The organism is Pseudomonas orientalis, from assembly GCF_001439815.1.
Lineage (GTDB): Bacteria > Pseudomonadota > Gammaproteobacteria > Pseudomonadales > Pseudomonadaceae > Aquipseudomonas > Aquipseudomonas orientalis.
Map to the genome: position 1 here is coordinate 382496 of NZ_JYLM01000005.1, position 22670 is coordinate 405165.

Below are 22670 nucleotides of genomic sequence, written 5' to 3' on the forward strand. Positions count from 1 at the left end.
TATCGATTACAGCAATAATACTTCACCATTCCTGCAAGGGTTCGCGATGTTATCGCGTTCAATTCTCAACAAAAACCACAAAAACTGCGTTGTCATTGGGCAGATTGCCACTCCCCTTACGCACTGTAAGGGTAAGGTAAACGCGGTAAAGTCCCCAGAAAACAAGGCATTCGCAGACCCGTCCGGCGCTCGAACTCCACGCGCCTGGCGGTGTCTTTCAAACCACGAACTGACAGCACAGTTTGCACACCGGATGCAAATACAGGGGCTGGTTCGGCCGGTTTCGAACCGCCTGCGACAACCTCCGTGTGACAACATGTCGCACGCTGCGCAGCGCTTTCGTTGCCGCTCGTCACGGCGCTTTCACAAATCCCGGCAAACAAAAACGCCCCGGCCTTCACTCAAGCAGACCGGGGCGTTTTGTGGGTTGGATTCAGGCTTTGGGGTGGCGATTACGATAGATGCACAGCGGCACCAGGATCACGGTCAGCACGAACGCCACCAAGGCCCATTGCGCCAGGGACAGGCCGAGGATCGGCGGATAAGGCGTGCTGCAGAAGCCGTCGACCTGAAAGCCCAGGGGAAACACTTTGGCCAGGGGCAGATCGTCAACGATCGGCTGCAACACATCGATGCCGCAACTGACCTGAGGGAAGAACTGGGTGTACACATGGTGACCGGCAGCCGCCACACCGCCCACGGCGCTGAGCACCACCAGGCCTTCAAAGAACGTGACCGCTCCTTTGGTGCGCATCGCGGCCCCGATGAACGCAAAGAGCGCGATCAGCAGCAAGGCGTAGCGTTGCAGGATGCACAGCGGGCATGGCGCTTCGCCCAGCACCACTTGCATGTACAGCGCGCCGCCGATCAGCGCCAGGCAGATGATGCCCAGCAACACCAGAAAGCGCCGCTCCCTGCCTAAACGCATTTCGTCACTCATCTCCGGTTTCCTTTGTTTTGTGCCTGATGGCAACAAGTTTACACACAGGCAGTGGTTAAAACAGAGAAGGGTTAACACCGGATTAATCAAGAAAAATGGAGAACCCAATGTGGGAGGGGGCTTGCCCCCGATGCGATGTGTCAGTGAAAAACAAGCTGACTGATCCACCGCTATCGGGGGCAAGCCCCCTCCCACATTGGCTCACTGCTGCTGCGAAGAACCTATTCCAGCGATGCCGCCGGGCCGAAGAACTCGTAGCGACTTTGTTTCTCGGGCACACCCAGCGCCTTCAGGTGCCGTTTGATCGCAGCCATGAAACCCTTGGGCCCCAGGAAATACGCATCAATATCGCGCTCCTCGGGCAACCACGCCGCCAGTTGTTCCTGGCTCAGCAGGCCGACCTTGTCCGCCGCCGGGCTCACGCCGTCGTCCTCGGCGTAGCAGTAGAAGCGCTTGAGCTGCGGATGCCTGGCCGCCAGGGTGTCCACCCAGTCACGGAACGCATGCACCCCGCCGTTACGCGCGCAGTGGATAAAGTGCACCGGGCGCTCGTTGGCCAGGGCCGCTTCAAGCATCGGCAGGGTTGGCGTAATGCCCACGCCGCCGCTGATCAATACCAGCGGCTTGTCGCTGGCGGCCAGGGTGAACTCGCCGGCAGGCGGGAACAGGTCGATGGTCGCACCGACGTGCAGGTGGTCATGCAGGTAGTTGGACACCCGCCCACCGGCTTCGCGCTTGACGCTGATGCGGTACAGGCCGGCGTCGCTCAGGGCCGACAGGGAATAGTTGCGCCGCACTTCCTCGCCATCGAGCGCCAGCTTCATGCCGATGTACTGACCGGGAGCGGCGTTGAGGATCGGGCCGTTGTCCACCGGGGCGAAATAGAACGAGATGATCTCGTCGCTCTCCGCCACGCGCTTGACCAGCACGAACGGTCGCGCACCGCGCCAGCCGCCAGGCGCCTGGGCTTTCTCGTCATAGATAGCCGCTTCGGCGCCGATCAGGATATCCGCCAGTTGGCCGTACGCCGCGCCCCAGGCGCTCATCACTTCAGGGGTGGCTATCTCGCTGCCCAGCACCTCGGAAATAGCCCGCAGCAGGCAGGCACCGACGATCGGGTAGTGCTCGGGCAGTATCTGCAAGGCCACATGCTTGTTGATGATCCTGGCCACCAGGTCGCCCAACTGGTCCAACTGGTCGATATGCCGCGCGTACATCAGCACACCATTGGCCAGGGCGCGCGGCTGGTCGCCGCTGGCCTGATGGGCCTGGTTGAACAGGGGGCGGACTTCCGGGTATTCGCAGAGCATCATGCGGTAGAAGTGGGTGATCAGCGCTTCCCCGCCACTTTCCAGCAGGGGCACGGTGGATTTGACGATGGCACGGTCTTGGGCACTCAGCATGGGAGACTCCTGGTCTTTTCACTCATGCCTTTTGTGTAATCAGTAATCATGCCAAACAATAAAACGTTATTTTTCAATAGTTTAAATATTATGTAGTCAGTATGACTTCCTACATCTTATAGTCATAAGGACTACAAGGAGTCATTATGACTGCAAAACCGCTGCTCACCACCCTGCTGCCGCTGGTTGCCGACCTGTCCCGGGAACTGCCCGAAGGCGAGCGCTATCGACGCCTGTTGCAAGCCATGCGCGCCCTGCTGCCCTGCGATGCCGCCGCGTTGCTGCGCCTGGATGGCGAGTGGCTGGTGCCGCTGGCCGTGGATGGCTTGAGCACCGATACCCTGGGCCGACGCTTCAAGATCAGCGAGCACCCGCGTTTCGAGGTGCTGCTGAGCAGCCCCGGCCCTACCCGCTTCGATAGCGACAGCCAGTTGCCCGACCCTTACGACGGCCTGGTGGAGGGTCTGCACGGGCATCTGGAAGTTCACGACTGCATGGGCTGCCCGTTGTTTGTCGACGACCAGCCCTGGGGCCTGCTGACCCTGGACGCCCTCGACACAGAGCGCTTTGAACGGGTCGAACTCGACGCCCTGCAAGCCTTTGCCAGCCTGGCCGCCGCCACGGTCAATGTCGCCGAACGCATTGAACGCCTGGCGTTGCGCGCCGAAGACGAACATCAGCGTGCCGAGATCTACCGTCAGGCCAGCGGCCAGCAGCACAAGGAAATGATCGGCCAGAGCAAGGCGCACAAACATCTGGTGGAGGAAATCAAACTGGTGGGCGGCAGTGACCTGACCGTGCTGATCACCGGTGAAACCGGGGTCGGCAAGGAGCTGGTGGCCCAGGCGATCCACGCTGCGTCGGCGCGTGCGGACAAACCGCTGATCAGCCTCAACTGCGCCGCACTGCCCGAGACGCTGGTGGAAAGCGAGTTGTTCGGCCATGTGCGCGGCGCCTTCACCGGCGCGCTGAATGAACGCCGGGGCAAATTCGAGCTGGCCAATGGCGGCACGCTGTTCCTGGATGAAGTGGGCGAGCTGTCGCTGACCGTGCAGGCCAAGCTGCTGCGCGTACTGCAAAGCGGCCAGTTGCAGCGCCTGGGTTCGGACAAGGAACATCAGGTGAATGTGCGCCTGATTGCCGCGACCAATCGTGACCTGGCTGAGGAAGTGCGCACTGGCCGCTACCGCGCCGACTTTTACCACCGCTTGAGCGTCTACCCGCTGAAAGTGCCTGCGCTACGTGAACGCGGGCGCGATGTGCTGCTGCTGGCCGGTTTTTTTCTGGAGCACAACCGCTCACGCATGGGCCTGGGCAGTCTGCGTCTGACCAGCGATGCCCAGGCCGCGCTGCTCGCCTACGACTGGCCGGGCAATGTGCGCGAGCTGGAACACTTGATCGGACGCAGCGCGCTCAAAGCCCTGGGCCACAGCCGCGAGCGGCCGAAGATCCTCAGCCTGAGCGCCGCAGACCTGGACCTGCCGGATGTCGGCGCAGCGGCCGTCGACGCACCGCTCGCCACCGCCCCCGAAGTCACCGGCGACCTGCGCCAGGCCACCGAGCACTTCCAGCGCCAGGTCATCAGCGCCTGCCTGGAGCGCCATCAACACAACTGGGCCGGCGCCGCCCGCGAGCTGGGCCTGGACCGCGCCAACCTCGGCCGCATGGCCAGGCGCCTGGGCCTGAAATAACCCGAAATGTGGGAGGGGGCTTGCCCCCGATAGCAGTGTGTCAGTCGATGCATGTGCCAACTGCAAGTCCGCTATCGGGGGCAAGCCCCCTCCCACATTAGACCTGCTTTGCATTGAAAATCGGGGTGGCAGGCCGGGGTTTGCGAAACACCAGCACATTGCCCAGCATCACCAGCACCAACCCCGCCAGCGCCGGGGCTGTCCACTGATAGCCCTCGGCAAATGCCGATACGTTCAGCGCCACCACCGGGAACAACACCGTGCAATACGCCGCCTTCTCCGGTCCCATGCGGCCGACCAGGGTGAGGTAGGCGGTAAACCCTATCACCGACCCCGGGATCACCAGGTACCCCAGCGCGCCGATATACCGCGCGCTCCACTCCATCTCGAACGGAATACCGCGCACTGCGCAATAGGCCGCCAGCATCGCCGCGCCATAGGCCATGCCCCAGGCATTGGTGGTCAACGGCTTGAGCCCGGCTTTCTGTTGCAGGCTCGACAGCATATTGCCCGCCGAGAAACACAGGGTTCCCAGCAGCGCCAAGGCAAGACCCAGCAAGGTCTGCGGGCTGGCGGTATGCCCGACCACTTCCGGCCAGAACATGAACCCCAGGCCCAGCAATCCAAGCGCACCGCCCATCACCACATTGCGGGCGACCCGCTGGCCGAAAAACACCCGGGCATTCAGCGCATTCCACAAGGTCGCCGTGGAAAACACCACCGCCACCAGCCCGCTGGGGATCCACTGGCTGGCGGTGAGAAAACACATGAAATTGACGCAAAACAGGCACAGGCCCTGGGCCAGGCAGATCAGGTGCCCGCGCCGGTTCATCACCTGCAGCCGGCGGCTGAGCAGCAACAGCACGAACAGCACCAGCGCCGCCAGGCCGAAGCGATAAACGATCGATACGGGAATCGCCACCACGCCCAACTGCCATTTGAGTGCGATCCAGGTGGTGCCCCAGATCAGTACGGTGAGTAGATACAGGGAAAGGTTCATAGCGGGCTCCGGCAAGTGAGCCCCAGTGTCGCTGTTACCGCGCGCCGTTCTCTTGCACATTCTTGCGCTTTTGTCGGAAGCGGGGATCACAGCGCCATGACGGCGGGGTAGGATGCCAAACGTCGGAGAACACAAGATGTCAGCACTTCAATCCCTGCAAGTCTTTCAAGCCCTTAACGGCTCGCCCAACGCACGCCTGCAGGCCTGCGCCGAGCTCGGTGACGGGTTGTCCGCAGCATTGTGGAGCAACCACCACGACGCCCAGGATTACCAGGCGCCCAGCCATCACACGTTGTCGTGCTACATCGGCGGCGGCACCGGCACCTTTCGCCGTGACCAGCCGGGCGTCAAGGGCGGTCCCGACAAGTTGTGCATCCTGCCGGCCGAGCATCAATCGGCGTGGGTGATCAATGGCCAGATTCGCCTGGCCCATGTGTATTTCAGCCCCGAACAATTTGCCCTCGGCTGCGTCACCCTGCTCGACCGCGAACCCCGTGAACTGCAATTGCGCGAAGGCACCTTCCTCGAAGACGCCCGCCTGGCCGCACGCTTTCACCAGTTGATTGCCCTCAATTGGCACGAGCCCGGTGAGCGCCTGCTGACCAGCAGCCTGGCTCAAGAAATGCTCAGTCATACCCTGCTCAGCCAGGTTGGCGTTCGCGACGGACTGCGGGTGAAAGGTGGGCTGGCCGCGCACCAGCGGCGGCGCTTGGTGGAGTACATCGACCAGCACCTGCAGGACGCCATCAGCCTCGGCCAACTGGCCGGCCTGTGCGCACTGTCGGAGTATCATTTCGCACGCATGTTCCGCCAGAGCTTCGGCCTGCCGCCGCACCAGTATTTGCTGGCGCGCCGGCTGGCCCGTGCGAAGAGCCTGCTGCGCGGCAGCGCCCTGGCCGTGGGGGAGATCGCCTTGAGGTGCGGTTTCTCCAGCGCCAGTCATTTCAACCAGCGCTTTCGCCAGGCCATGGGGGCGGCGCCTGGGGACTATCGCCAGGCCTTTCGCGCCTAGCCCATCAAGCCCAGCGTCTTGGCCTTGGCCACTGCCTGGGTGCGCCGCTCCACCCCGAGTTTGCTGTGGATACGCCGCGCATGGGTCTTGACGGTGTGCAGGGAGATATACAGGCGGTCGGCAATTTGCAGGTTGGAGTTGCCCAGGGCGATCAACTGCAACACTTCCAGTTCGCGCTGGCTCAACGGGTTTTGCGTGACGCCGACGGGCGACGCTTGCGGTTCGAGCCCCAACTCACTCAACAACCCCGGTGCGCGCAGACGCAACTCGCGAACCGCCTGCTGCACCTGGCAACGCGCCGCCAATTGCAGGCCGGCCTGCAGGGCCAGTCGCGCCCGGGCCGGCTCTCCCAGGCGCCAGGCTACCTCGCCAAGCACCAAGTGCAGTTCGGTTTCCAGGCACAGCATGCCGCGTTGCCGGGTGCTGGCGAGCAAGGCGCCGAGCCGCTCGAGCGGCTGTTCAGCGCAGCCCAGCCTGACTTCGGCCAGCACCAGCAGGTACTCAAGACGCGGGATCAATTCCAGCGTAGCCGGCGGCGCCTGCTTGGCGCAGGGCCCATGAAAGTGGCGCAGTACGCGGCGCATCGCTTCCACCGTCAATTCCGCGCGCCCCTGCTGCAACCAGAAATGCCCGCTGACCAACAACAGTACCGCGCGGTATACCAGCACGGGGACGTGGCGCTGCTGCATCAGCCGTTCGGCATCGCGCAACTGGATAAACGCTTGAGCGTAATCACCGCGATTGGCCGCCAGCAACGCCAGCCCGAGAAACCCGTACAGCACCCGTTTGTCCTGGCTGTGCAGGCAGATGTTCATACCGACCTCGAAACATTCACCCGCCAGGGCGTCCTGCCCTTGACGCAATGCCAGATGCCCGCGTCGCAGGGCGATACGCCCCATCAGTGGCCCCGCCTGCAAACGCTGCTCGACCAGCATCGCCTGCACCCCTTCCAACAAGCTTTGCGCCCGGTAAGGCGCGCCGCGCTGTTCCAGCAATTGGGCGTGATCCAGCTCCAGCAAGGCCTCCAGCACCAGCGAACCGTGGGCGCGGGCCAGGCACAGCGCTTCACGATTGACGGTCTGGGCGACGTCCAGCTCACCGCGCAGCAAGGCTTGCTGGGTCAGGCCCGACAGGCACATCAGACGCGATGTCCAGGCACTCTCGGGCAAGGCTTGCAGCGCCTCGAGGAAATGCGCGCGGGAACCCTCGGCATCGCCGCTCAGGTGCAGCAGCCAGCCGGCCTGCGCCTGCCAGCGCGCCACCAGATGACGCTGCGCCGACGCCGTCGGTCGCGGCGCGAATCGAGCCAACTGGTCGATGCACACCGCCGCCTGCTCGAAGCGCCCGGCAAACAGCAGTGCGGCCGTGACCAGCCCGACCAATTGCGCCGAGCCGAGCATCAATTCATCACCATGCTGCTCATGCAGGCGCAACAGCAGCAGGGCATTTTGCCCGCGAAACAAGTCTTCGAAACTGAAGTGCTGCAACAGGCTCACCGCCGCTTCGTATTCCTGCGCCAACAGCGCCTGCTCGAAGGCGGCCTGCCAGTCCTGCTCGGCGCTGAACCACTGGCAAGCGCGCCGGTGCCAGGCGCGCCTGGCCGGCCAGGATTCTTCGCGCAGCAAGCACGCCAGGGGGGCAAATACCTGCAGCCAATCGGTGCTGCCTTCCCAGGGCTGGATAAACGCACCGAGCGCTTGAAGCTCGCGCAGATACTGAGCCCCGTCACCAGCGCCGAACAGGTGCTCACACAGGCCCGTATTGAAGCGCGGCAGATTGGCAAGCACCCGCCAGGCTTCGGCCAGCTCCGACGGCAAGCCGTTGAACACTTCGTGTTGCAGATAATCAAGCACGGTCTTATCGGGATGGCCGTCATTGAGCAGCGCGATGCGCACACCTGCGCACCAGCCCGCGCTGAACTGCATGACGCTCTCGACGCTCCGCCCGGGGCCGAGCAAAGCCTGGATTTCCGTAGCGTTGAAGGCCAGCTCAGCGCTGCTGCATTCCAGCAATTCGTCATCGAGCAACAGCCGCGGCCAATTGCACGATGGCCGGCGCCGCGCGCCCAACCACCAGGTCAGCGCCGGGCTGCTGGCGGTGAGCAATCGGTCCAGCAAGGCGTCCAGTTCGGGAGCGGGCGTGCGGCAGAAATCATCCAGGCACACCCACGCCGGGTGCTGCCAACGCCCCAAGTCCAGCAATAATGTGGCTTCATCGGTATAAGGCAGCCCAAGGCTGTGCGCCAGGCGCCGGGAGAAATCGACAGGGCATGCCACGCCACCATTGAGCGCCAGCCAGTACACCTGGCACCCGGGCGGCGCCTGCAGTGCACACTCGGCGAGCAGCGCGCTCTTGCCACTGCCGCCAGGCGCGCACAACAACTTCACGCGCGCCTGCGCCGCGAGCAACGGTGCGGCCAGGCGCGGGCGCAGCACATGGTGAGCGGACAGCCGAGGCATGAATCCAGGACGGTCCAGGCAGCGTGTCATGGCGGTCATTGCTGCATCCTGCTTTTTTATTGTGATGCAACCCTAGACCTGTGGTGGGCGGTTGTTGAAGAAGTATTCAGCACAATGATTGAAGGACATGCACGAAACCCAATGTGGGAGGGGGCTTGCCCCCGATGGCGGTGTATCAGTCAACCATCCATTGACTGACACTCCCTCATCGGGAGCAAGCCCCCTCCCACATTTGATTGATCGTTCCCACGCTCCGCTTGGGAACGATCACAACATCCGAAATCAGCGCACACCTTCAGACCTGAGCGCCGCCGGGGTGTAATCCGCTGCCTTGGCCGCGAAGCCGAACACGAAGCTGCTCTTCTCCTCGTTCTTCATGCCCAGCGCGAGGTAGCGCCCGGCGATCAGGTCGTACAGGGTTTCCACGGTGTAGGCCGGCACCTGGTGGTCGTAATAGAACTGTGCGTGGCCTTCGGCGACGCGCCACAGTTGGCCGCGACCGTCGTAGTGGTCCACCAGAGCGACCTGCCAGCTGTCTTCGTCGATGTACATGTGGCGCTTGGCGTAGATGTGCCGCTCGCTCGGCTTGACGGTGCCGACCACTTCCCAGACCCGATGCAGCTCATAGCGGGTCAGGTCCTGGTTGATATGCCCGGCCTTGATGATGTCGTCGTACTTGAGGGTGGGCGAATCGAGCTTGTAGCTGTTGTAAGGGATGTACAGTTCCTTCTTGCCCACCAGTTTCCAGTCATAGCGATCAGGCGCGCCGGAGAACATGTCGAAGTTGTCGGTGGTGCGCAGGCCGTCGGATGCGGTGCCCGGCCCGTCGTACGACACCTGCGGCGCCCGCCGCACACGGCGCTGGCCGGCGTTGTAGATCCAGGCCAGGCGTGGCTCCTTCACCTGGTCGAGGGTTTCGTGCACCAGCAGCACGTTGCCGGCCAGTCGCGCCGGTGCCGTGACCGATTGCTTGAAATAACTCAGCACGTTGGCCGCCTTGGCCGGGTCGATGTCGGGGATGGCCTGGGGCACCGCGACTTCTTCTTCGAAGCGGATCGGCGTGTAGCTGCCGTTGGTCTGGGGCGTGGCCTGGGTGATGATGCGGCGCAGGTTGCCGCCGTGGTAACGGGTGATGTGGTTCCACAACACCTCCACGCCATTTTTCGGGATCGGGAACGCGTAGTAACGGTTACCGGTGAAGTTTTCCAGCCCGTTGCCGTCGTTGATTGCCTTGACGTTGAGTGCGCTGCGCTTGATGGACTCATAGATATCCGCTGGCAGATTGACCGTACGGTGGCTCGGGTACACCGGTATCTTGTAGGTCTCGGGGTAGCGCTTGAACATCGCCACCTGGCCGTCGGAGAGCTTGTCCTTGTACTTGTCGACCGTGGCGGCGGTGATCACGAACAGCGGTTTTTCACCGGCGAACGGGTCAGCGAGAAAGCCCTTGCTGTCCACCGCGCCGGCGTTTTTCGGGATACCGCCGGTCCAGGCCGGGATCGAACCATCGGCGTTGCCGGCTTTTTCGGCACCGACCGGGGTGAGTGTAGTGCCAAGCTTGGCGGCTTCTTCCGGCGATACCGCAGCCATCACGTGGGCGGCCAACAGACTCAGGGCCAGCACTGCAATTGTCTTACGCATAAGTTCTTGTCCTTCTTTTAGCCAGATCAGAAGTTCACGCCGAAGCTGAGGGCGAGGAAGTCGCGGTCGGTCAGGGTGTTGTAGTCGCCGCCAAAGAAGTCTGTGTAGCTGAGGCTGGCGGTGTAGGTGCTGCGGTAGTCCGCGTCCACGCCGACGCTGATGGCCTTGGCGCCTTTGTTGAAAATCCCGTTGGGGCCGTAGCCGGCGACGTCATGGGACCAGGACAGGTTGGGCTTGAGGTTCACCCCGGCAATCGCGTTGTTGTAATCAAGGATTGCCCGCGCGCGATAGCCCCAGGAGGTTGAGGTGACGAAACCGTCAGTGTCACCCTGGAACCCATAGGCGCCGTACACCGAGTCGCGGCCATAACGCAGTCTGGTTTTATCTTCCAGGCCGGCGACGTGCACCACGGCCGCTTCACCCACCAGCGTAAGGCGCTCGGCGCCGAGCACCTGGTCGAAGAACTGGGTCATGGTGCTTTGGATCTGGGTGATTTCCTTGCGGCGGTAGCCCTTGTTGTCATCGCCGAAATTGCTGCGGATGGGTGAGGCCAGTTGGCCGGCGATCGGGTTGATCAAGGCCAGGGTCAGGTCAGTGGTGTTCAGTTGCACCGGCGCATTGGGGCGATAACTGATTTCGCCGGTCCACGCGGTGCCCGTGGGCAAGGTGGTAGAGAAACTGGCGCCGAACAGGCGGATGTCTTCCGGGTAATCCAGGTAGTACTGGCCACGGCCAAGCATCGTGCTTTGCGCCAAACCGGCCCCGGAACCCGGCGCAATGGCATTGGCGGTATTAATAATGCGCCCGAGGGTGGCCAGGTTGGTGTTGGCGGTAAGGGTACCGACGGTTGGCGTGCGGCTGTGGTAGTTCATGAAGTACAGGCCGTATTCAGTGTCATCGCCCAGCCAGCGCAGGGCGGCGCCGAACTGGCCGGAGTCGCGCGCATCGCGGTCACCGGCACGCCGCACGATCACGCCTTCATTGGTGACGCCAAACCCTTGGCCAAAGGCAGCCGCCACCGGTTGCAGCGGTCGGATCGCCGGGCTGCCTACGGTGTAGTTATTGGTGCAGCCGTCCGCCGCCACGTCACCGCCGAAGAAGGTGCCGCAGTTGTCCAGCACGGTCTGGTCCCATTCCAGCTGGTAGAAACCTTCCACGGTCAGTTGATTGGTCAGGCTCTGGGAAGCAAACAGCATGTTCACCGGGATCAAGCCTTCCTTGATCTCGGCACCTGGACGACGGAACGCCGACACATCGATCGGGTTGATGCTGTTGATGGAGTTGCCGATGAAGGTGCTTTCGCCCCAACTGACCACCTGCTTGCCGGCGCGCACGGTGCCGGGCAGATCGCCCAGGGAATAGTTGTGGTAGACGAACGCATCGAGGATCTGCGCACCGCTGGATTTGGCGCCTTCCTTGCGGTTGTGGTCACTGATCGGCTTGAACTCGCGGTCTTCGTCCTTGAGCTCGAAGTCGTACCAGTACTTGCCGCGCACGAACACACCGGTGTCGCCGTATTTCAGCTCAAGGTCGTGCAGGCCCTTGAAGATCTTGGAGAAGGTTTCGCCCTTCTTGAAGTTCAGCCGCCCGTCATCCCCGGTGGACGCCTGACCCGTGCCGCCGTTGACGGTGCCGACCAGGCCTCTGTCGGCATCTCGCGTGCCCCAGCTCGCACCGACCGACAGCGAGGAATCGAATTGCCCTTCGATCTCGCCAATGTTGAACGAAACAGCCTGTGCCTGGGCACAGCAGCCCAAGGCAACCGCAGCGGCCAGCGCCTGTGGCGTGAAGATGGCGCGCATTGTTGTTTTTGTCATGCGTCTTCCCCGGTGAGTGACAGAAGGCCCCACCCTACTGCCGACCATGAGGAGCGATAAGCGCACCAAGGAGGTATTCGTGTTGTCGCTCGAAAGGATGACGGGCCGCGCCGGCCGAGGTTTCGGCACGGGTCATGGATTGGATGGATGGCGGCTTATCAGAGGAATCGATGGTGGCCGGGCAATTGTTGTCGTTTTGGTAACAGTCCTTGTCCTGAACGGCTATTACTCATTCTGTTACAACCGACTATTCTTGCCTCGCTCTCAGGGCAAACGGCCCGCTCCCGCATTGGGGAGAAAAGCGTGAATTCAGCCGATTGTGACTATTTTCAATCTGTTAACCCTGTTCACTGACGTTGATTTATCGCTCCTTGATCCAACGTCTTACTTCGGCCGCTGCCTGTGCAGCGGCCTTTTTTATGCCTGGAATAAAAACGGGGCGCCGTCGACGCCCCGTGAGATTCACTGAAGTTATAGCAACGATCAGAGGCTGAACTTCTGCAAGTTGGCCATCATCTCCTTCAACGCCTCGATAGTGTCCTTGGGGTGCGCCGCCCCTTCGAAGTCACAGATTTGCCGCCAGTGCGCCGCCACGTCATCCGGCGAAAAGCCCGCTTCGGGATCAAAGCCCACGCCCAGGCTGCGCTCCCAGCGGGTCTTGCCGATCCAGCCGCCGCCCACCTCGAACAGGCCCGAGGTTTCCTGGCAGGCTTCGCTGCCCAGGTACACCACCAGGGGGCTGACCAGTTCCGGCTTGAGGCGCTCGAACACCTGCGGCGGGATCAGCCCTTCGGTCATGCGCGTGCCGCCGGTGGGGGCAATCGCGTTGACCAGGATGTTGTTCTTGCGCCCTTCCAGCGCCAGGGTTCGGGTCAAGCCATACAGGCCGAGCTTGGCCATGCCGTAGTTGGACTGGCCGAAGTTGCCGTAGATACCCGAGGTGGACGCGGTGAAGATCACCCGGCCATAACCCTGCTCGCGCAGATGCGGCCAGGCGGCGCGCGTGACTTTATAGGCGCCTTCCACATGCACCCGGTAAACCAGGTCCCAATCGCTGTCATCCATTTTGTGGAAGGTCTTGTCGCGCAGAATACCGGCGTTGTTCACCACCACGTCGATACGGCCGAATGCGTCCAGGGCGTTCTGTACGATTTTGTCGCCATCGGTGACGGAATCATGATTGGCTTGGGCAATGCCGCCGGCTTCGCGGATTTCGGCCACTACCCGGTCGGCCGCCGAGGCATTGGCGCCCTCCCCCTGGGTCGAACCACCGAGGTCATTGACCAGCACTTTGGCCCCGTGCCGGGCGAACAGCAGCGCATGGGCCCGGCCCAATCCGCCGCCGGCACCGGTGACGATCACGACCTTGTCCTGCAACTGCACTGACTGATTCATACCGAACTCCTCTGGCGACAATGGCAATGGCCAGAGTGTCATGCACAGCGCCTTTGGTCACAATAAATACGCCCGACGCTGAATGGTGCTCGATAAGGCAGCGGGATGATGCATGGCGTAGGCTCCAGGCTCAGGAACAGGCCGCACGCGCCGACTGCTGACCAATACGCTCACGAAACGCCTGGTAATGCTTGAGCACTTGGACCGGCGCCTCGATCTGCGGGTAATGGCCGATGCCGGCCAGCGATACCGTATCGGCATGCGGCACAAGCTGGTGGTAGCGCTCCACCATATGCGCGCCGGAAATGGGGTCGACCTCACCGTCGATGACGCGCAACGGTATGTCGTCGCGTTGCATCGCCGCCACCCAGCGGTCGCGCAGGCGACGGCGCTGAGGGATATAGCTGATCAGTTTGTGCAGGATGCGCGGGCCACCGTGGCGTTCAATCAGGCTCCAGAAATCATCCAGCGCACTTTCGCTGGGGCGCGTGCGGGGACCAAAGATCTGGTTGAAACTGCCGGCCAGGCTGCTTCGTCCAGAGGCTCGGCCAATCATCCAGCCCAGGGGGCTGAGCAATAACTTCTGCACCAGGGTTGCGCGATGGGTTTCGGGGAACAGCCCGCCGTTGAGAAACACACAACTGGCCATCTGGAAGCGGCCTTCGTAATGCCGGGCCAGGAGTTCCTGGGCCACGCTGTCGCCATAGTCATGGGCCAGCACATGCACCGGTTTCGTCACCCGCAGGTGCTCGAGCAGCGCCTGCTGCAGGTCCGCCTGCTCCAGCAGGCAGTAACCGTGATCCAGCGGTTTGGCCGAGTCGCCAAAGCCGAGCATGTCACAGGCAATCACCAGATGGTGCTGGGCCAGGGGCTGCCACAGGTAATGCCAATCCCAACTGGCCGTGGGAAAGCCATGAATCAGCAGCAGCGGCTCGCCCTGCCCGGCCACCCAGTAACGAATGGCGTGGCCGCGAAAGACAAAGTCCTGGCTGCGCTTGCGCCAGACGCTGAGCGGTATTTCGGCAAGTGGCATCAGCTTTTATACCCAGGATCCTGGTGATCCAATGTGCGCAGCAGCGCCGGCCAGGCCAGCGCGCCGCCCATACCTTGGGCACTTTTTGTGACAGCTGCCACCATCGACTTGGCGTCGACATTCTGTGGCGATAGAACCGGGGCTAGGCTCACGATATTGACCTCCTTGGCGCACTTATTATTGTTTTTTAAGTGATGGGCCAGTCTAGTCAGACGCCCTGGCTTGCGGAGTTGCCTTCGCAGCCAGCTTGATGACTGAGCGAGTCAGCCAGAAGAATAGTACAAATCGGTGTCAGAGATGCGCCGTCAATAAAAGCACGCTGGACAGTGCGTTCACAGATAGCGCACGCACGTGTCACGGCTTCAGTGCAGTCACAAACTTGGCCAGCCACGGCTCGGCGTCGCTTTCCGGAGTCACGCTTTCGCTGGCGTCCAGGCGCAGCATCGGCAGCATTTCGCGTACGCCCAACTCACCGAACAGTTCGCGCAGTTGCTCGCCGCCGCCGCAGAAGGTATCGCCGTAGCTGGCGTCGCCCAGGCCAATGACCGCACCGGGCAGGCCGCGCCAGGCGGCGGGCAGTTGGTCGCGAATACTCGAATACAGCGGCTGCAGGTTGTCGGGCAACTCGCCCATGCCGGTGGTCGATGTGACCGCCAGGAACGCCTCGGGGGCGAAGGCCTGCACGTCCGCCAGCGTGGCGCGCGGGTTGTGCCAGGCCTCAAAACCCGCTGCTTCAAGAATGCTTTGGGCGTGGCGGGCGACTTCTTCAGCCGTGCCGTAGACCGAGCCGGAAAGGATGGCGACTTTCATCAATCTGATCCTGTCATTGAACGAAAGCGTAGGATATTAGCAGTTGCACCACCGTTTCAGTGCGAGCCGTGCAACCTTCAGGATTTGTCATAAACTTGCATCGTCAAAACAAGCCATGGAACGCTCATGATTAACGCCAAGCTGCTGCAGATGGTTGTCAACGCATCCAACGACGGCATCGTCGTTGCCGAACGCGAGGGCGAAGAGAAGCCGCTGATCTACGTCAATCCGGCTTTCGAACGGCTGACCGGCTATACCCTGGACGAGATTCTCTATCAGGATTGCCGTTTCCTGCAGGCGGGTGATCGCGACCAGCCGGCCCTGATGGCGGTCCGCGAGGCGCTCGACAGTGGCGGCGCCTGCCGGGAGATCCTGCGCAACTACCGCAAGGACGGCACGCACTTCTGGAACGAGCTCTCACTGTCGACGGTGTACAACGCGGCCGACCAGCAGACGTATTTCGTCGGCGTGCAAAAAGACGTCACCACCCAGGTCAAAGCACAGCAACGCGTGGCACAGTTGGAAGCCGAGGTAGCCGAGCTTAAAGCCGAGCTGGCGGCGCTCAAGTCAACGAGCGGCGTTAACAAGCTGTAAAAAATGCGTTCTTTAGAGCGATAATGGCCTTTTAATGCCCAACCTTTGAGCCATATCAATGCGCCGTGATGCTCTACTGACTCAGGACGAGCTGGATTTTATCCAGAACATGCAGCACAACCCGCAGCTCAATCTGCGGGACGCGTGGTCGAGCCTGACGGTAAATGGCGGTGCACAGATTCGCGATCTGCTGACCCGGTTGGCAGCTCACGACCAAGTTACCCTCCAGGCACAGTTCGACAACCAGCAACTGACCTTCCCGTTGCATCTGGTAGAGGATGAGTTTCATGCGGTGCATCTTCGGTTGGGCGTGCCGAGTATTTTTGAAGACGGGCCGATGATTCGCCCGTGGCGCCTGGCCCTTGAAGCCCCGGTGGCCCTGGAGAACAGCAAGGGCTACGCCAGCTCGCTGTGGGTGCATGAAGTGTCATTCAAGGGTGTGCTGGTAGAAGGGCGTGGCCGAGCCAGACCGCCGAAAACCTTTTCGTTGTGGTTCAGCCCGTCCGGCTATGAACGCATCGCGCTGCGCGGCACGCTGGAGCGGGAAACCGCCCGGGGATTGTTCGCTTACCGCCTGAACCAGAGTGACGCGGATGAAATCGAGCGTCTGCGCCAGTTCATCCTGCACCAGCATCGTTTGGTGCATCCGCAAGTACATGCCTGAGATCAGGTATCCAGGCCGCCATTGAGAAACTGCTGCAGACGCTGCTGCATCTGGCGCCCTTCGCTGCCCAGGCAACCTATCGAAGTACCGGCCAGATCGGCCTGCAACAGGTCCGATGCAGCGCCTGCCAGAAACAGCGGGCAGTTCAGGGTCAATGCCAGGCGGTTCAAGCGCGCATCCAGTTCCTGCTTGTGCGAGTGGTTGGAGAACATGATCAATGCCTGGGGGCGCATCTTTTCACAGACCAGGGTCAACTCATCGACCGGCTGGCCCAGGCCGAGCACCTTCACGGTCAAATCCTGCCTGCTCATCAACAGCGCCGCCACCAGTAGCTCCAGTTTCCGGCACTCGCCAGGCATGGCGCTGAGTAATACGCGCGGGGCCGGCGACGCGCTCGCCACCTGCAGGCGCAGGAAAGTCTGCACACGCAGGAAAGCGTCGAAAAACAGCCACTCACTGGCCTGGCCGAAACGGCCCTGATGGCGCAGCAGGTCGTTCCACAGCGGCATCAGGATGTCCTGGAAGGAGACGCTCAAGGGATAGGTAGAGAAAATCTGGCCATAAACGCTTTCCAGCTGGCGATCGTCGAAAGCGCTGACGGCCTGCATCAGCCGGGCCCGCCACTGCGGCCATTCGCTGTCCTCAACCGCGTCACGCTCGGCGCGAATCCTGTCGGCCTGCTGGCTGTCACGCGCCAGAAGCTTGCCTACCTTGCTCACTGCGACGCCGCGTTCAGTCCATTCGAGAATACGATTGATGGTCTCGATATCGGTTCGGGAGTAGAGGCGGTGCCCGCTTTCGGTGCGCACGGGCCGGATCAGCCCATAACGCCGCTCCCACGCCCGCAGCGTGACCGGATTGACGCCTGTCAATCTCGCGACTTCCCGAATGGGGAACAGTTGCTCCGAATCAATCGATTCAACCTGCAAAGTGCTTTCAGTCGGTGCAGTAATCACGTTATTTCTGACAAAAATCACGAGGAATGGAACCGCATTAAACGCATTTAGACCTGTCTTTTTCAAGGCCTGCCGCCTTCGAATCAATGTCACTGGCGTATTTTCTCAAAACAGGAATAATCCTTGCCTGTTTTTTCAGCGCAGTGGCACTACCCGCCGCTGCGCTCGTGCGCCGCCTACCCGGTCAAGCGCACCCGTTTATCTGGAGATACACAATGTCTACCTCCCCCGTCACCTTGATGGTTGCGCGCCGTGTGGCCAAAGGTCGCTACGAAGAACTGATGGCCTGGCTGCGCGAAGGCGAGCAACTGGCCACGGACTTTCCCGGTTACCTGGGCTCCGGCGTGCTGGCACCCCCACCCCATGATGATGAATTCCAGATTATCTTCCGCTTCGCCGATGAAAAGACCCTGCATGCCTGGGAATTTTCCGCGTCGCGCAGTGCCTGGCTGAGCCGTGGCAGCGAGCTGTTTGCCGACCCGTCCGAGCACCGTGTCAGCGGCATCGATGGCTGGTTCGGCGCCGTCGGCGCACGCCCGCCGCGCTGGAAACAGGCGGTGGCGATCTGGCTGGCGTTTTTCCCGGTGTCGCTGCTGTTCAATTTCGGCCTGGCCCCCCTGCTCGGCGAGCTGGACCTGTTCAGCCGGGTGCTGGTCAGCACCCTGGCGCTCACACCGTTGATGGTTTACTTCTTTATCCCGTTATCGACTCATCTACTGGCGAACTGGCTGCATCCGACGCCTCCCCGCAAGGCCGGCGAAGCCGCAGCCTGAGTACAGGGGGGCGGGTCGCTGGTATAGTTTGCATCTGCCAGCGACTCGAGCCTCCCATGACTGCAACCAACGCCCCGATCCTGATCACCGGTGCCGGCCAGCGTGTCGGCCTGTATTGCGCCGAGCGCCTGCTGGACGAAGGGCAACCGGTGATCTTCAGCTACCGCAGCGAACGCCCAGGTGTGCAGCAACTGCGCGAACGCGGCGCGGTCGGCCTGTTTGCCGACTTTTCCAGCGAGGCGGGGATCCTGGCGTTCATCGCTGAGCTGAAGACCCATACCGACGCGCTGCGCGCGATCATCCACAATGCCTCAGCCTGGGTTGCAGAAACCCCGGGCGACGAAAGCCGTGCCTTTATCGACATGTTCAGCGTGCACATGCTTGCGCCGTACCTGATCAACCTGCATTGTTCACCCCTGCTGCAACGCTCGACACCGGCCGACATCGTGCATATCAGCGACGATGTGGTGCGCAAGGGCAGCCGTCAGCACATCGCCTATTGCGCCACCAAGGCCGGGCTCGACAGCCTCACGCTGTCGTTTGCCGCGCAGTTCGCGCCGTTGATCAAGGTCAACGGTATCGCGCCGGCCATGGTGATGTTCAATGAAGGCGACGACGCGGCCTATCGCGCCAGGGTCCTGGCCAAGTCGGCCCTGGGCATCGAGCCCGGGCCGCAAGTGATCTACCAGAGCGTGCGTTACCTGCTGGACAACCCCTATGTCACCGGGACCACCCTGACCGTCAACGGCGGGCGGCACATCAAGTAAGCCGTTTGTGAGGATGTTGTATGACTTTGTCCCTGCCCCACCATTACCGCGAGATCTTGAAGGGCCTGGGTGAAGATCCTGAGCGCGAAGGCCTGCTCGATACGCCCAAGCGCGCCGCCAAGGCGATGCAGTACCTGTGTCATGGCTACGAGCAGAACCTGCAGGAAATAGTCAACGGCGCATTGTTCGCCTCCGACAATGACGAGATGGTGATCCTCAAGGACATCGAGTTGTACTCGCTGTGCGAGCACCACTTGCTGCCCTTTATCGGCAAGGCCCATGTGGCCTATATTCCGACCGGCAAGGTGCTGGGCCTGTCGAAACTGGCGCGCATCGTCGACATGTTCGCCCGGCGCCTGCAGATCCAGGAAAACCTCACGCGGCAGATCGCCGACGCCATCCAGGACGTGACCCAGGCCGCCGGCGTGGCCGTGGTGATCGAAGCCAGGCACATGTGCATGATGATGCGCGGCGTGGAGAAACAGAATTCAACCATGAACACTTCGGTGATGCTCGGCGCCTTCCGCGAGTCGAACACCACGCGCATGGAGTTCCTGCAACTGATTGGACGGAGCAAGTAGCAATGCCACAACTTCAACCAGGCATGGCGCGCATCCGGGTCAAGGACCTGTGCCTGCGCACCTTTATCGGCATCAACGAGGACGAAATCCTCAACAAGCAGGATGTGCTGATCAACCTCACCATCCTGTATGCCGCCCAGGAAGCCGTGCGCGACAATGACATCGACCATGCCTTGAATTACCGCACCATCACCAAGGCGATCATCGCCCACGTCGAAGGCAACCGTTTTGCCTTGCTCGAACGCCTGACCCAGGAGCTGCTGGACCTGGTGATGAGCAACGAATCGGTGCTGTATGCCGAAGTCGAAGTGGACAAGCCCCACGCGCTGCGCTTTGCCGAGTCGGTTTCGATCACTCTGGCGGCCAGCCGCTGATACTCAAGTGAGCCCTATGAACGACCAACAACGCCTCGAACTCGAAGCCGCTGCCTTTCGCCGGCTGGTAGCCCACCTGGACAGCCGCAAGGATGTACAGAACATCGACCTGATGAACCTGGCCGGCTTCTGCCGCAACTGCCTGTCCAAGTGGTACAAGGCCGAGGCCGATGAGCGCCGGATCGAGCTGAGCCTCGATGACGCCCGTGAAGTGGTGTACGGCATGCCGTACGCGCAGTGGAAAGCCCACTACCAGAAAGAAGCCAGCGTCGACCAGCAAGCGGCGTTTGTCCAAGGAAAACCCCATGACTGACCTGACCACCCTGCGCGCCAGCCTCAACAGCGGCGAACACGTTTTTGCCGATACCCTGGCCTTTGTTGCCGCAGGTTATGACTACCAGCCGCAAGCCTTCACCAACGGCGAGGTGGAAAATGCCGCCGGCCAGAACGAAGGTTCGTGCAAGACCCTGGGATTGGCGTTGCTGGAAGGGCTGAGCGATCAGGAAGCGTTGCTGGCGTTTGGCGAACACTACCGTTCGGTGGTGGCGACACCTGAAGGCAGTGACCATGGCAATATTCGGGCGTTGATCGCCCATGGCCTGGCCGGCGTGAAATTCACCGCACAGCCACTGACGCGCAAATCCTGAGTCACACACAAATCAAAATGTGGGAGGGGGCAAGCCCCCTCCCACATTTGTTTTGCAGTGCTGCTTAGAACGAGGCGTCTTTCAGACCGTCGAGGTAACGCTCGGCATCCAGGGCCGCCATGCAACCGGCACCGGCCGAGGTGATGGCCTGGCGGTACACGTGGTCAGCCACGTCACCGGCAGCGAAGATACCTTCGATGTTGGTCGCGGTGGCATTGCCTTCACGCCCGCCCTGCACCACCAGGTAGCCGTCTTTGGCTTCCAGCACGCCTTCGAACAACGAGGTGTTCGGAGTGTGGCCGATGGCGATGAATACGCCGTCGACTGTCAACTCGTCGAAGCTGCCGTCGTTGTTCTTAAGGCGAGCACCGGTCACGCCCATGTTGTCACCCAGGACTTCGTCCAGCGTGGCGTTGAGCTTGAGGATGATCTTGCCTTCAGCGACACGGGCGTGCAGCTTGTCGATCAGGATCTTCTCGGCGCGGAAGGTCTCGCGGCGATGCACCAGGGTCACGGTGCTGGCGATGTTGGCCAGGTACAGCGCTTCTTCCACGGCGGTGTTGCCGCCGCCGACCACAGCCACCGGCTTGTTGCGATAGAAGAAACCGTCGCACGTTGCGCAGGCGGAAACGCCCTTGCCCATGAACGCCTCTTCAGACGGCAGGCCCAGGTAACGGGCGCTGGCGCCGGTGGCGATGATCAGTGCGTCACAGGTGTACACGCCGCTGTCGCCGGTCAGGCTGTAAGGCTTGTTGGAGAAGTCGACCTTGTTGATGTGGTCGAACACGATCTCGGTTTCAAAGCGCTCGGCGTGTTCTTTCATACGCTCCATCAATACCGGACCGGTCAGGCCATGGACATCGCCCGGCCAGTTGTCGACTTCGGTGGTGGTGGTCAACTGACCGCCCGCCTGCATGCCGGTGATCAGCAGCGGCTTGAGGTTGGCCCGGGCAGCGTAGACGGCAGCGCTGTAACCGGCAGGGCCGGAACCGAGAATAATCACTCGCGAATGACGGGTATCAGACATGACTCACTCCTATCGACCGCCCGGACCACAAGACGGCTGGAATAAAAAAGGACCGCGAAGCACTTGGGGAAGGCTTGAACTCGCGGATCCTGAAAATAATGGGTGCAGCGTATAGAGGGGGGCAAGATTAAGGAAATACGCAATAACAATCCAGCTCATAGGAGGTCTCTATGCAGTCGCCCCGGTTGATCGACCGGTTTGTTACTGCTGATGTTGCCGCTTTCGCCCAAGAAGCAAAGCCGGTAAGGTCGGCGCGTTCGTCCCTTTGCTCGGAGTCCTCCATGCCCGCCCCTGTTCTTTCCGGCCCGCAGTACCTGCGTGAAGGCCTCAAACTGGTGTTGAGCCCTGGCCTGCGCCTGTTCGTATTGCTGCCGCTGGCGATCAACCTGGTGCTGTTCGTGGGCTTGATCTATTTCGCCGGTCATCAGTTCAGCCTATGGGTCGACCATCTGATGCCGACGCTGCCAAGCTGGCTGAGCTTTCTGAATTACCTGATCTGGCCGCTGTTTGTGGTGCTGGTGGTGCTGATGGTGTTTTTCACCTTCACCATGCTGGCCAACATCATCGCTGCACCGTTCAATGGCTTTCTTTCAGAGAAAGTCGAAGTGGTAGTACGCGGCACCGACGACTTCCCGCCTTTCAGCTGGGGCGAGCTGATCGCGATGGTCCCGCGTACCCTGGCCCGGGAAATGCGCAAGCTGGGCTACTTCCTGCCGCGGGCCATCGGCCTGTTCATCCTGTCGTTCATTCCCGTGGTCAACCTGATTGCCGCGCCGTTGTGGCTGCTGTTCGGCGTGTGGATGATGGCGATCCAGTACATCGACTACCCGGCCGACAACCATAAGCTGGGCTGGAACGAAATGCTCGCCTGGCTGCGCCAGAAACGCTGGCAGAGCATAAGCTTTGGCGGCATCGTTTACCTGGTGCTGCTGGTGCCGGTGGTCAACCTGCTGATGATGCCGGCGGCGGTCGCCGGGGCCACGTTGTTCTGGGTGCGGGAACAAGGTGCCGAGGCGATGGCGGGGCAACGGGTGACCCGGTCATAAATCCATCATCCCAGTGACACAATGAAGACATGGCCCGCAG

The 22670-nt window shown here is 61.7% G+C and carries 22 protein-coding genes and 1 pseudogene; 11 read left to right on the forward strand and 12 right to left on the reverse strand.

Features of this window, described 5'->3' with window-relative positions:
* Window positions 1-433: 433 nt before the first annotated feature.
* Both TU82_RS15400 and hmpA read right to left on the reverse strand, forming a co-directional pair.
* The gene (locus TU82_RS15400) at window positions 434-940 is read right to left on the reverse strand and encodes a disulfide bond formation protein B (protein ID WP_057724002.1); all 507 of its coding nucleotides are present in this window, start codon (window positions 938-940) and stop codon (window positions 434-436) included.
* A gap of 221 nt (window positions 941-1161) precedes the next feature.
* Window positions 1162-2343: an NO-inducible flavohemoprotein gene (gene hmpA, locus TU82_RS15405; protein ID WP_057724003.1), complete on the reverse strand. Its 1182-nt coding sequence runs from the start codon at window positions 2341-2343 to the stop codon at window positions 1162-1164.
* 146 nt (window positions 2344-2489) lie between these two features.
* Here hmpA and norR point away from each other — a divergent pair, with 146 nt between their 5' ends.
* The gene (norR, locus tag TU82_RS15410; RefSeq protein ID WP_057724004.1) at window positions 2490-4034 is read left to right on the forward strand and encodes a nitric oxide reductase transcriptional regulator NorR; all 1545 of its coding nucleotides are present in this window, start codon (window positions 2490-2492) and stop codon (window positions 4032-4034) included.
* 97 nt (window positions 4035-4131) lie between these two features.
* Here the strand turns inward: norR and TU82_RS15415 are convergent, their stop codons facing one another.
* Window positions 4132-5034 carry a DMT family transporter gene (locus tag TU82_RS15415; protein WP_057724005.1) on the reverse strand — a complete coding sequence of 301 codons (903 nt, stop codon included), beginning with the start codon at window positions 5032-5034 and terminating at the stop codon, window positions 4132-4134.
* Window positions 5035-5170: 136 nt separating this feature from the next.
* On the opposite strand from TU82_RS15415, the gene TU82_RS15420 reads away from it, so the two are divergent.
* Entirely contained in the window at window positions 5171-6046 is an 876-nt protein-coding gene (locus TU82_RS15420) for a helix-turn-helix domain-containing protein (RefSeq protein ID WP_057724006.1), read from the forward strand.
* Here the strand turns inward: TU82_RS15420 and TU82_RS15425 are convergent.
* The 7 genes and pseudogenes from TU82_RS15425 to TU82_RS15450 all read right to left on the reverse strand — a co-directional run bounded on the left by TU82_RS15425 (window position 6043) and on the right by TU82_RS15450 (window position 15201).
* A complete protein-coding gene (locus TU82_RS15425) occupies window positions 6043-8544 on the reverse strand; it encodes a LuxR C-terminal-related transcriptional regulator (protein WP_057724007.1) in 2502 nt (833 codons plus the stop codon). The genes TU82_RS15420 and TU82_RS15425 overlap by 4 nt on opposite strands.
* Window positions 8545-8787: 243 nt before the next feature.
* Window positions 8788-10146 (reverse strand): DUF1329 domain-containing protein, encoded by a 1359-nt coding sequence (locus tag TU82_RS15430; protein WP_057724008.1) that lies wholly within the window; start codon window positions 10144-10146, stop codon window positions 8788-8790.
* Between the two features lie 26 nt (window positions 10147-10172).
* Complete coding sequence (locus tag TU82_RS15435; protein WP_057724009.1) at window positions 10173-11963, reverse strand: DUF1302 domain-containing protein; 1791 nt, start codon at window positions 11961-11963, stop codon at window positions 10173-10175.
* A 483-nt stretch (window positions 11964-12446) separates the two neighbouring features.
* Window positions 12447-13358, reverse strand: coding sequence for an SDR family oxidoreductase (locus TU82_RS15440; RefSeq protein ID WP_057724010.1), 912 nt, complete (start codon window positions 13356-13358; stop codon window positions 12447-12449).
* Between the two features lie 130 nt (window positions 13359-13488).
* Window positions 13489-14391 (reverse strand): alpha/beta fold hydrolase, encoded by a 903-nt coding sequence (locus TU82_RS15445; RefSeq protein ID WP_057724011.1) that lies wholly within the window; start codon window positions 14389-14391, stop codon window positions 13489-13491.
* Window positions 14391-14504 (reverse strand): annotated as a pseudogene (locus TU82_RS27945) (class II aldolase/adducin family protein); the annotation flags it as partial. The gene TU82_RS15445 and the pseudogene TU82_RS27945, both read right to left, overlap by 1 nt.
* Before the next feature lie 241 nt (window positions 14505-14745).
* Window positions 14746-15201, reverse strand: coding sequence for a flavodoxin (locus TU82_RS15450; protein ID WP_057724012.1), 456 nt, complete (start codon window positions 15199-15201; stop codon window positions 14746-14748).
* Between the two features lie 126 nt (window positions 15202-15327).
* Between TU82_RS15450 and TU82_RS15455 the strand changes: the two genes are divergently transcribed.
* Entirely contained in the window at window positions 15328-15795 is a 468-nt protein-coding gene (locus TU82_RS15455; protein WP_057724013.1) for a PAS domain S-box protein, read from the forward strand.
* 58 nt (window positions 15796-15853) lie between these two features.
* Window positions 15854-16459, forward strand: a complete 606-nt coding sequence (locus TU82_RS15460) for a hypothetical protein (protein ID WP_057724014.1) — start codon at window positions 15854-15856, stop codon at window positions 16457-16459.
* Window positions 16460-16461: 2 nt separating this feature from the next.
* On the opposite strand, the gene TU82_RS15465 is transcribed toward TU82_RS15460, so the two are convergent.
* Window positions 16462-17388, reverse strand: a complete 927-nt coding sequence (locus TU82_RS15465; protein ID WP_057724015.1) for a MerR family transcriptional regulator — start codon at window positions 17386-17388, stop codon at window positions 16462-16464.
* A gap of 242 nt (window positions 17389-17630) precedes the next feature.
* Here TU82_RS15465 and TU82_RS15470 point away from each other — a divergent pair, with 242 nt between their 5' ends.
* From TU82_RS15470 to TU82_RS15495, 6 genes are read left to right on the forward strand one after another with little or no spacing between them, the layout of a single operon-like run.
* Window positions 17631-18188, forward strand: a complete 558-nt coding sequence (locus TU82_RS15470; RefSeq protein WP_057724016.1) for a putative antibiotic biosynthesis monooxygenase — start codon at window positions 17631-17633, stop codon at window positions 18186-18188.
* A gap of 56 nt (window positions 18189-18244) precedes the next feature.
* The gene (gene folM / locus TU82_RS15475; protein ID WP_057724017.1) at window positions 18245-18955 is read left to right on the forward strand and encodes a dihydromonapterin reductase; all 711 of its coding nucleotides are present in this window, start codon (window positions 18245-18247) and stop codon (window positions 18953-18955) included.
* A gap of 20 nt (window positions 18956-18975) precedes the next feature.
* Entirely contained in the window at window positions 18976-19536 is a 561-nt protein-coding gene (folE, locus tag TU82_RS15480; RefSeq protein ID WP_057724018.1) for a GTP cyclohydrolase I FolE, read from the forward strand.
* Window positions 19537-19538: 2 nt separating this feature from the next.
* The gene (gene folX, locus TU82_RS15485; RefSeq protein WP_003194073.1) at window positions 19539-19910 is read left to right on the forward strand and encodes a dihydroneopterin triphosphate 2'-epimerase; all 372 of its coding nucleotides are present in this window, start codon (window positions 19539-19541) and stop codon (window positions 19908-19910) included.
* Window positions 19911-19926: 16 nt separating this feature from the next.
* Complete coding sequence (locus TU82_RS15490) at window positions 19927-20223, forward strand: DUF1244 domain-containing protein (RefSeq protein ID WP_057724019.1); 297 nt, start codon at window positions 19927-19929, stop codon at window positions 20221-20223.
* On the forward strand, window positions 20216-20557 hold the full coding sequence (locus TU82_RS15495) for a HopJ type III effector protein (RefSeq protein WP_057724020.1): 342 nt from the start codon (window positions 20216-20218) through the stop codon (window positions 20555-20557). The genes TU82_RS15490 and TU82_RS15495 overlap by 8 nt, the downstream gene beginning before the upstream one ends.
* A gap of 64 nt (window positions 20558-20621) precedes the next feature.
* Here TU82_RS15495 and trxB read toward each other — a convergent pair whose 3' ends face one another.
* On the reverse strand, window positions 20622-21584 hold the full coding sequence (trxB, locus tag TU82_RS15500; RefSeq protein ID WP_057724021.1) for a thioredoxin-disulfide reductase: 963 nt from the start codon (window positions 21582-21584) through the stop codon (window positions 20622-20624).
* 281 nt (window positions 21585-21865) lie between these two features.
* Between trxB and cysZ the strand changes: the two genes are divergently transcribed.
* Entirely contained in the window at window positions 21866-22630 is a 765-nt protein-coding gene (cysZ, locus tag TU82_RS15505; RefSeq protein WP_057724022.1) for a sulfate transporter CysZ, read from the forward strand.
* Window positions 22631-22670: the final 40 nt, after the last annotated feature.

Excerpts from the sequence above, each read along its gene's own strand:
- TU82_RS15415 (WP_057724005.1), bottom strand. The coding sequence starts at position 5,034 with ATGAACCTTTCCCTGTATCTACTCACCGTACTGATCTGGGGCACCACC.
- norR (WP_057724004.1), top strand. The coding sequence starts at position 2,490 with ATGACTGCAAAACCGCTGCTCACCACCCTGCTGCCGCTGGTTGCCGAC.
- TU82_RS15440 (WP_057724010.1), bottom strand. The coding sequence starts at position 13,358 with ATGAATCAGTCAGTGCAGTTGCAGGACAAGGTCGTGATCGTCACCGGT.
- TU82_RS15490 (WP_057724019.1), top strand. The coding sequence starts at position 19,927 with ATGAACGACCAACAACGCCTCGAACTCGAAGCCGCTGCCTTTCGCCGG.
- TU82_RS15445 (WP_057724011.1), bottom strand. The coding sequence starts at position 14,391 with ATGCCACTTGCCGAAATACCGCTCAGCGTCTGGCGCAAGCGCAGCCAG.
- TU82_RS15400 (WP_057724002.1), bottom strand. The coding sequence starts at position 940 with ATGAGTGACGAAATGCGTTTAGGCAGGGAGCGGCGCTTTCTGGTGTTG.
- TU82_RS15430 (WP_057724008.1), bottom strand. The coding sequence starts at position 10,146 with ATGCGTAAGACAATTGCAGTGCTGGCCCTGAGTCTGTTGGCCGCCCAC.
- TU82_RS15450 (WP_057724012.1), bottom strand. The coding sequence starts at position 15,201 with ATGAAAGTCGCCATCCTTTCCGGCTCGGTCTACGGCACGGCTGAAGAA.
- folX (WP_003194073.1), top strand. The coding sequence starts at position 19,539 with ATGCCACAACTTCAACCAGGCATGGCGCGCATCCGGGTCAAGGACCTG.
- cysZ (WP_057724022.1), top strand. The coding sequence starts at position 21,866 with ATGCCCGCCCCTGTTCTTTCCGGCCCGCAGTACCTGCGTGAAGGCCTC.
- TU82_RS15495 (WP_057724020.1), top strand. The coding sequence starts at position 20,216 with ATGACTGACCTGACCACCCTGCGCGCCAGCCTCAACAGCGGCGAACAC.
- hmpA (WP_057724003.1), bottom strand. The coding sequence starts at position 2,343 with ATGCTGAGTGCCCAAGACCGTGCCATCGTCAAATCCACCGTGCCCCTG.
- trxB (WP_057724021.1), bottom strand. The coding sequence starts at position 21,584 with ATGTCTGATACCCGTCATTCGCGAGTGATTATTCTCGGTTCCGGCCCT.
- folE (WP_057724018.1), top strand. The coding sequence starts at position 18,976 with ATGACTTTGTCCCTGCCCCACCATTACCGCGAGATCTTGAAGGGCCTG.
- TU82_RS15460 (WP_057724014.1), top strand. The coding sequence starts at position 15,854 with ATGCGCCGTGATGCTCTACTGACTCAGGACGAGCTGGATTTTATCCAG.
- TU82_RS15470 (WP_057724016.1), top strand. The coding sequence starts at position 17,631 with ATGTCTACCTCCCCCGTCACCTTGATGGTTGCGCGCCGTGTGGCCAAA.
- folM (WP_057724017.1), top strand. The coding sequence starts at position 18,245 with ATGACTGCAACCAACGCCCCGATCCTGATCACCGGTGCCGGCCAGCGT.
- TU82_RS15425 (WP_057724007.1), bottom strand. The coding sequence starts at position 8,544 with ATGACCGCCATGACACGCTGCCTGGACCGTCCTGGATTCATGCCTCGG.
- TU82_RS15435 (WP_057724009.1), bottom strand. The coding sequence starts at position 11,963 with ATGACAAAAACAACAATGCGCGCCATCTTCACGCCACAGGCGCTGGCC.
- TU82_RS15420 (WP_057724006.1), top strand. The coding sequence starts at position 5,171 with ATGTCAGCACTTCAATCCCTGCAAGTCTTTCAAGCCCTTAACGGCTCG.
- TU82_RS15455 (WP_057724013.1), top strand. The coding sequence starts at position 15,328 with ATGATTAACGCCAAGCTGCTGCAGATGGTTGTCAACGCATCCAACGAC.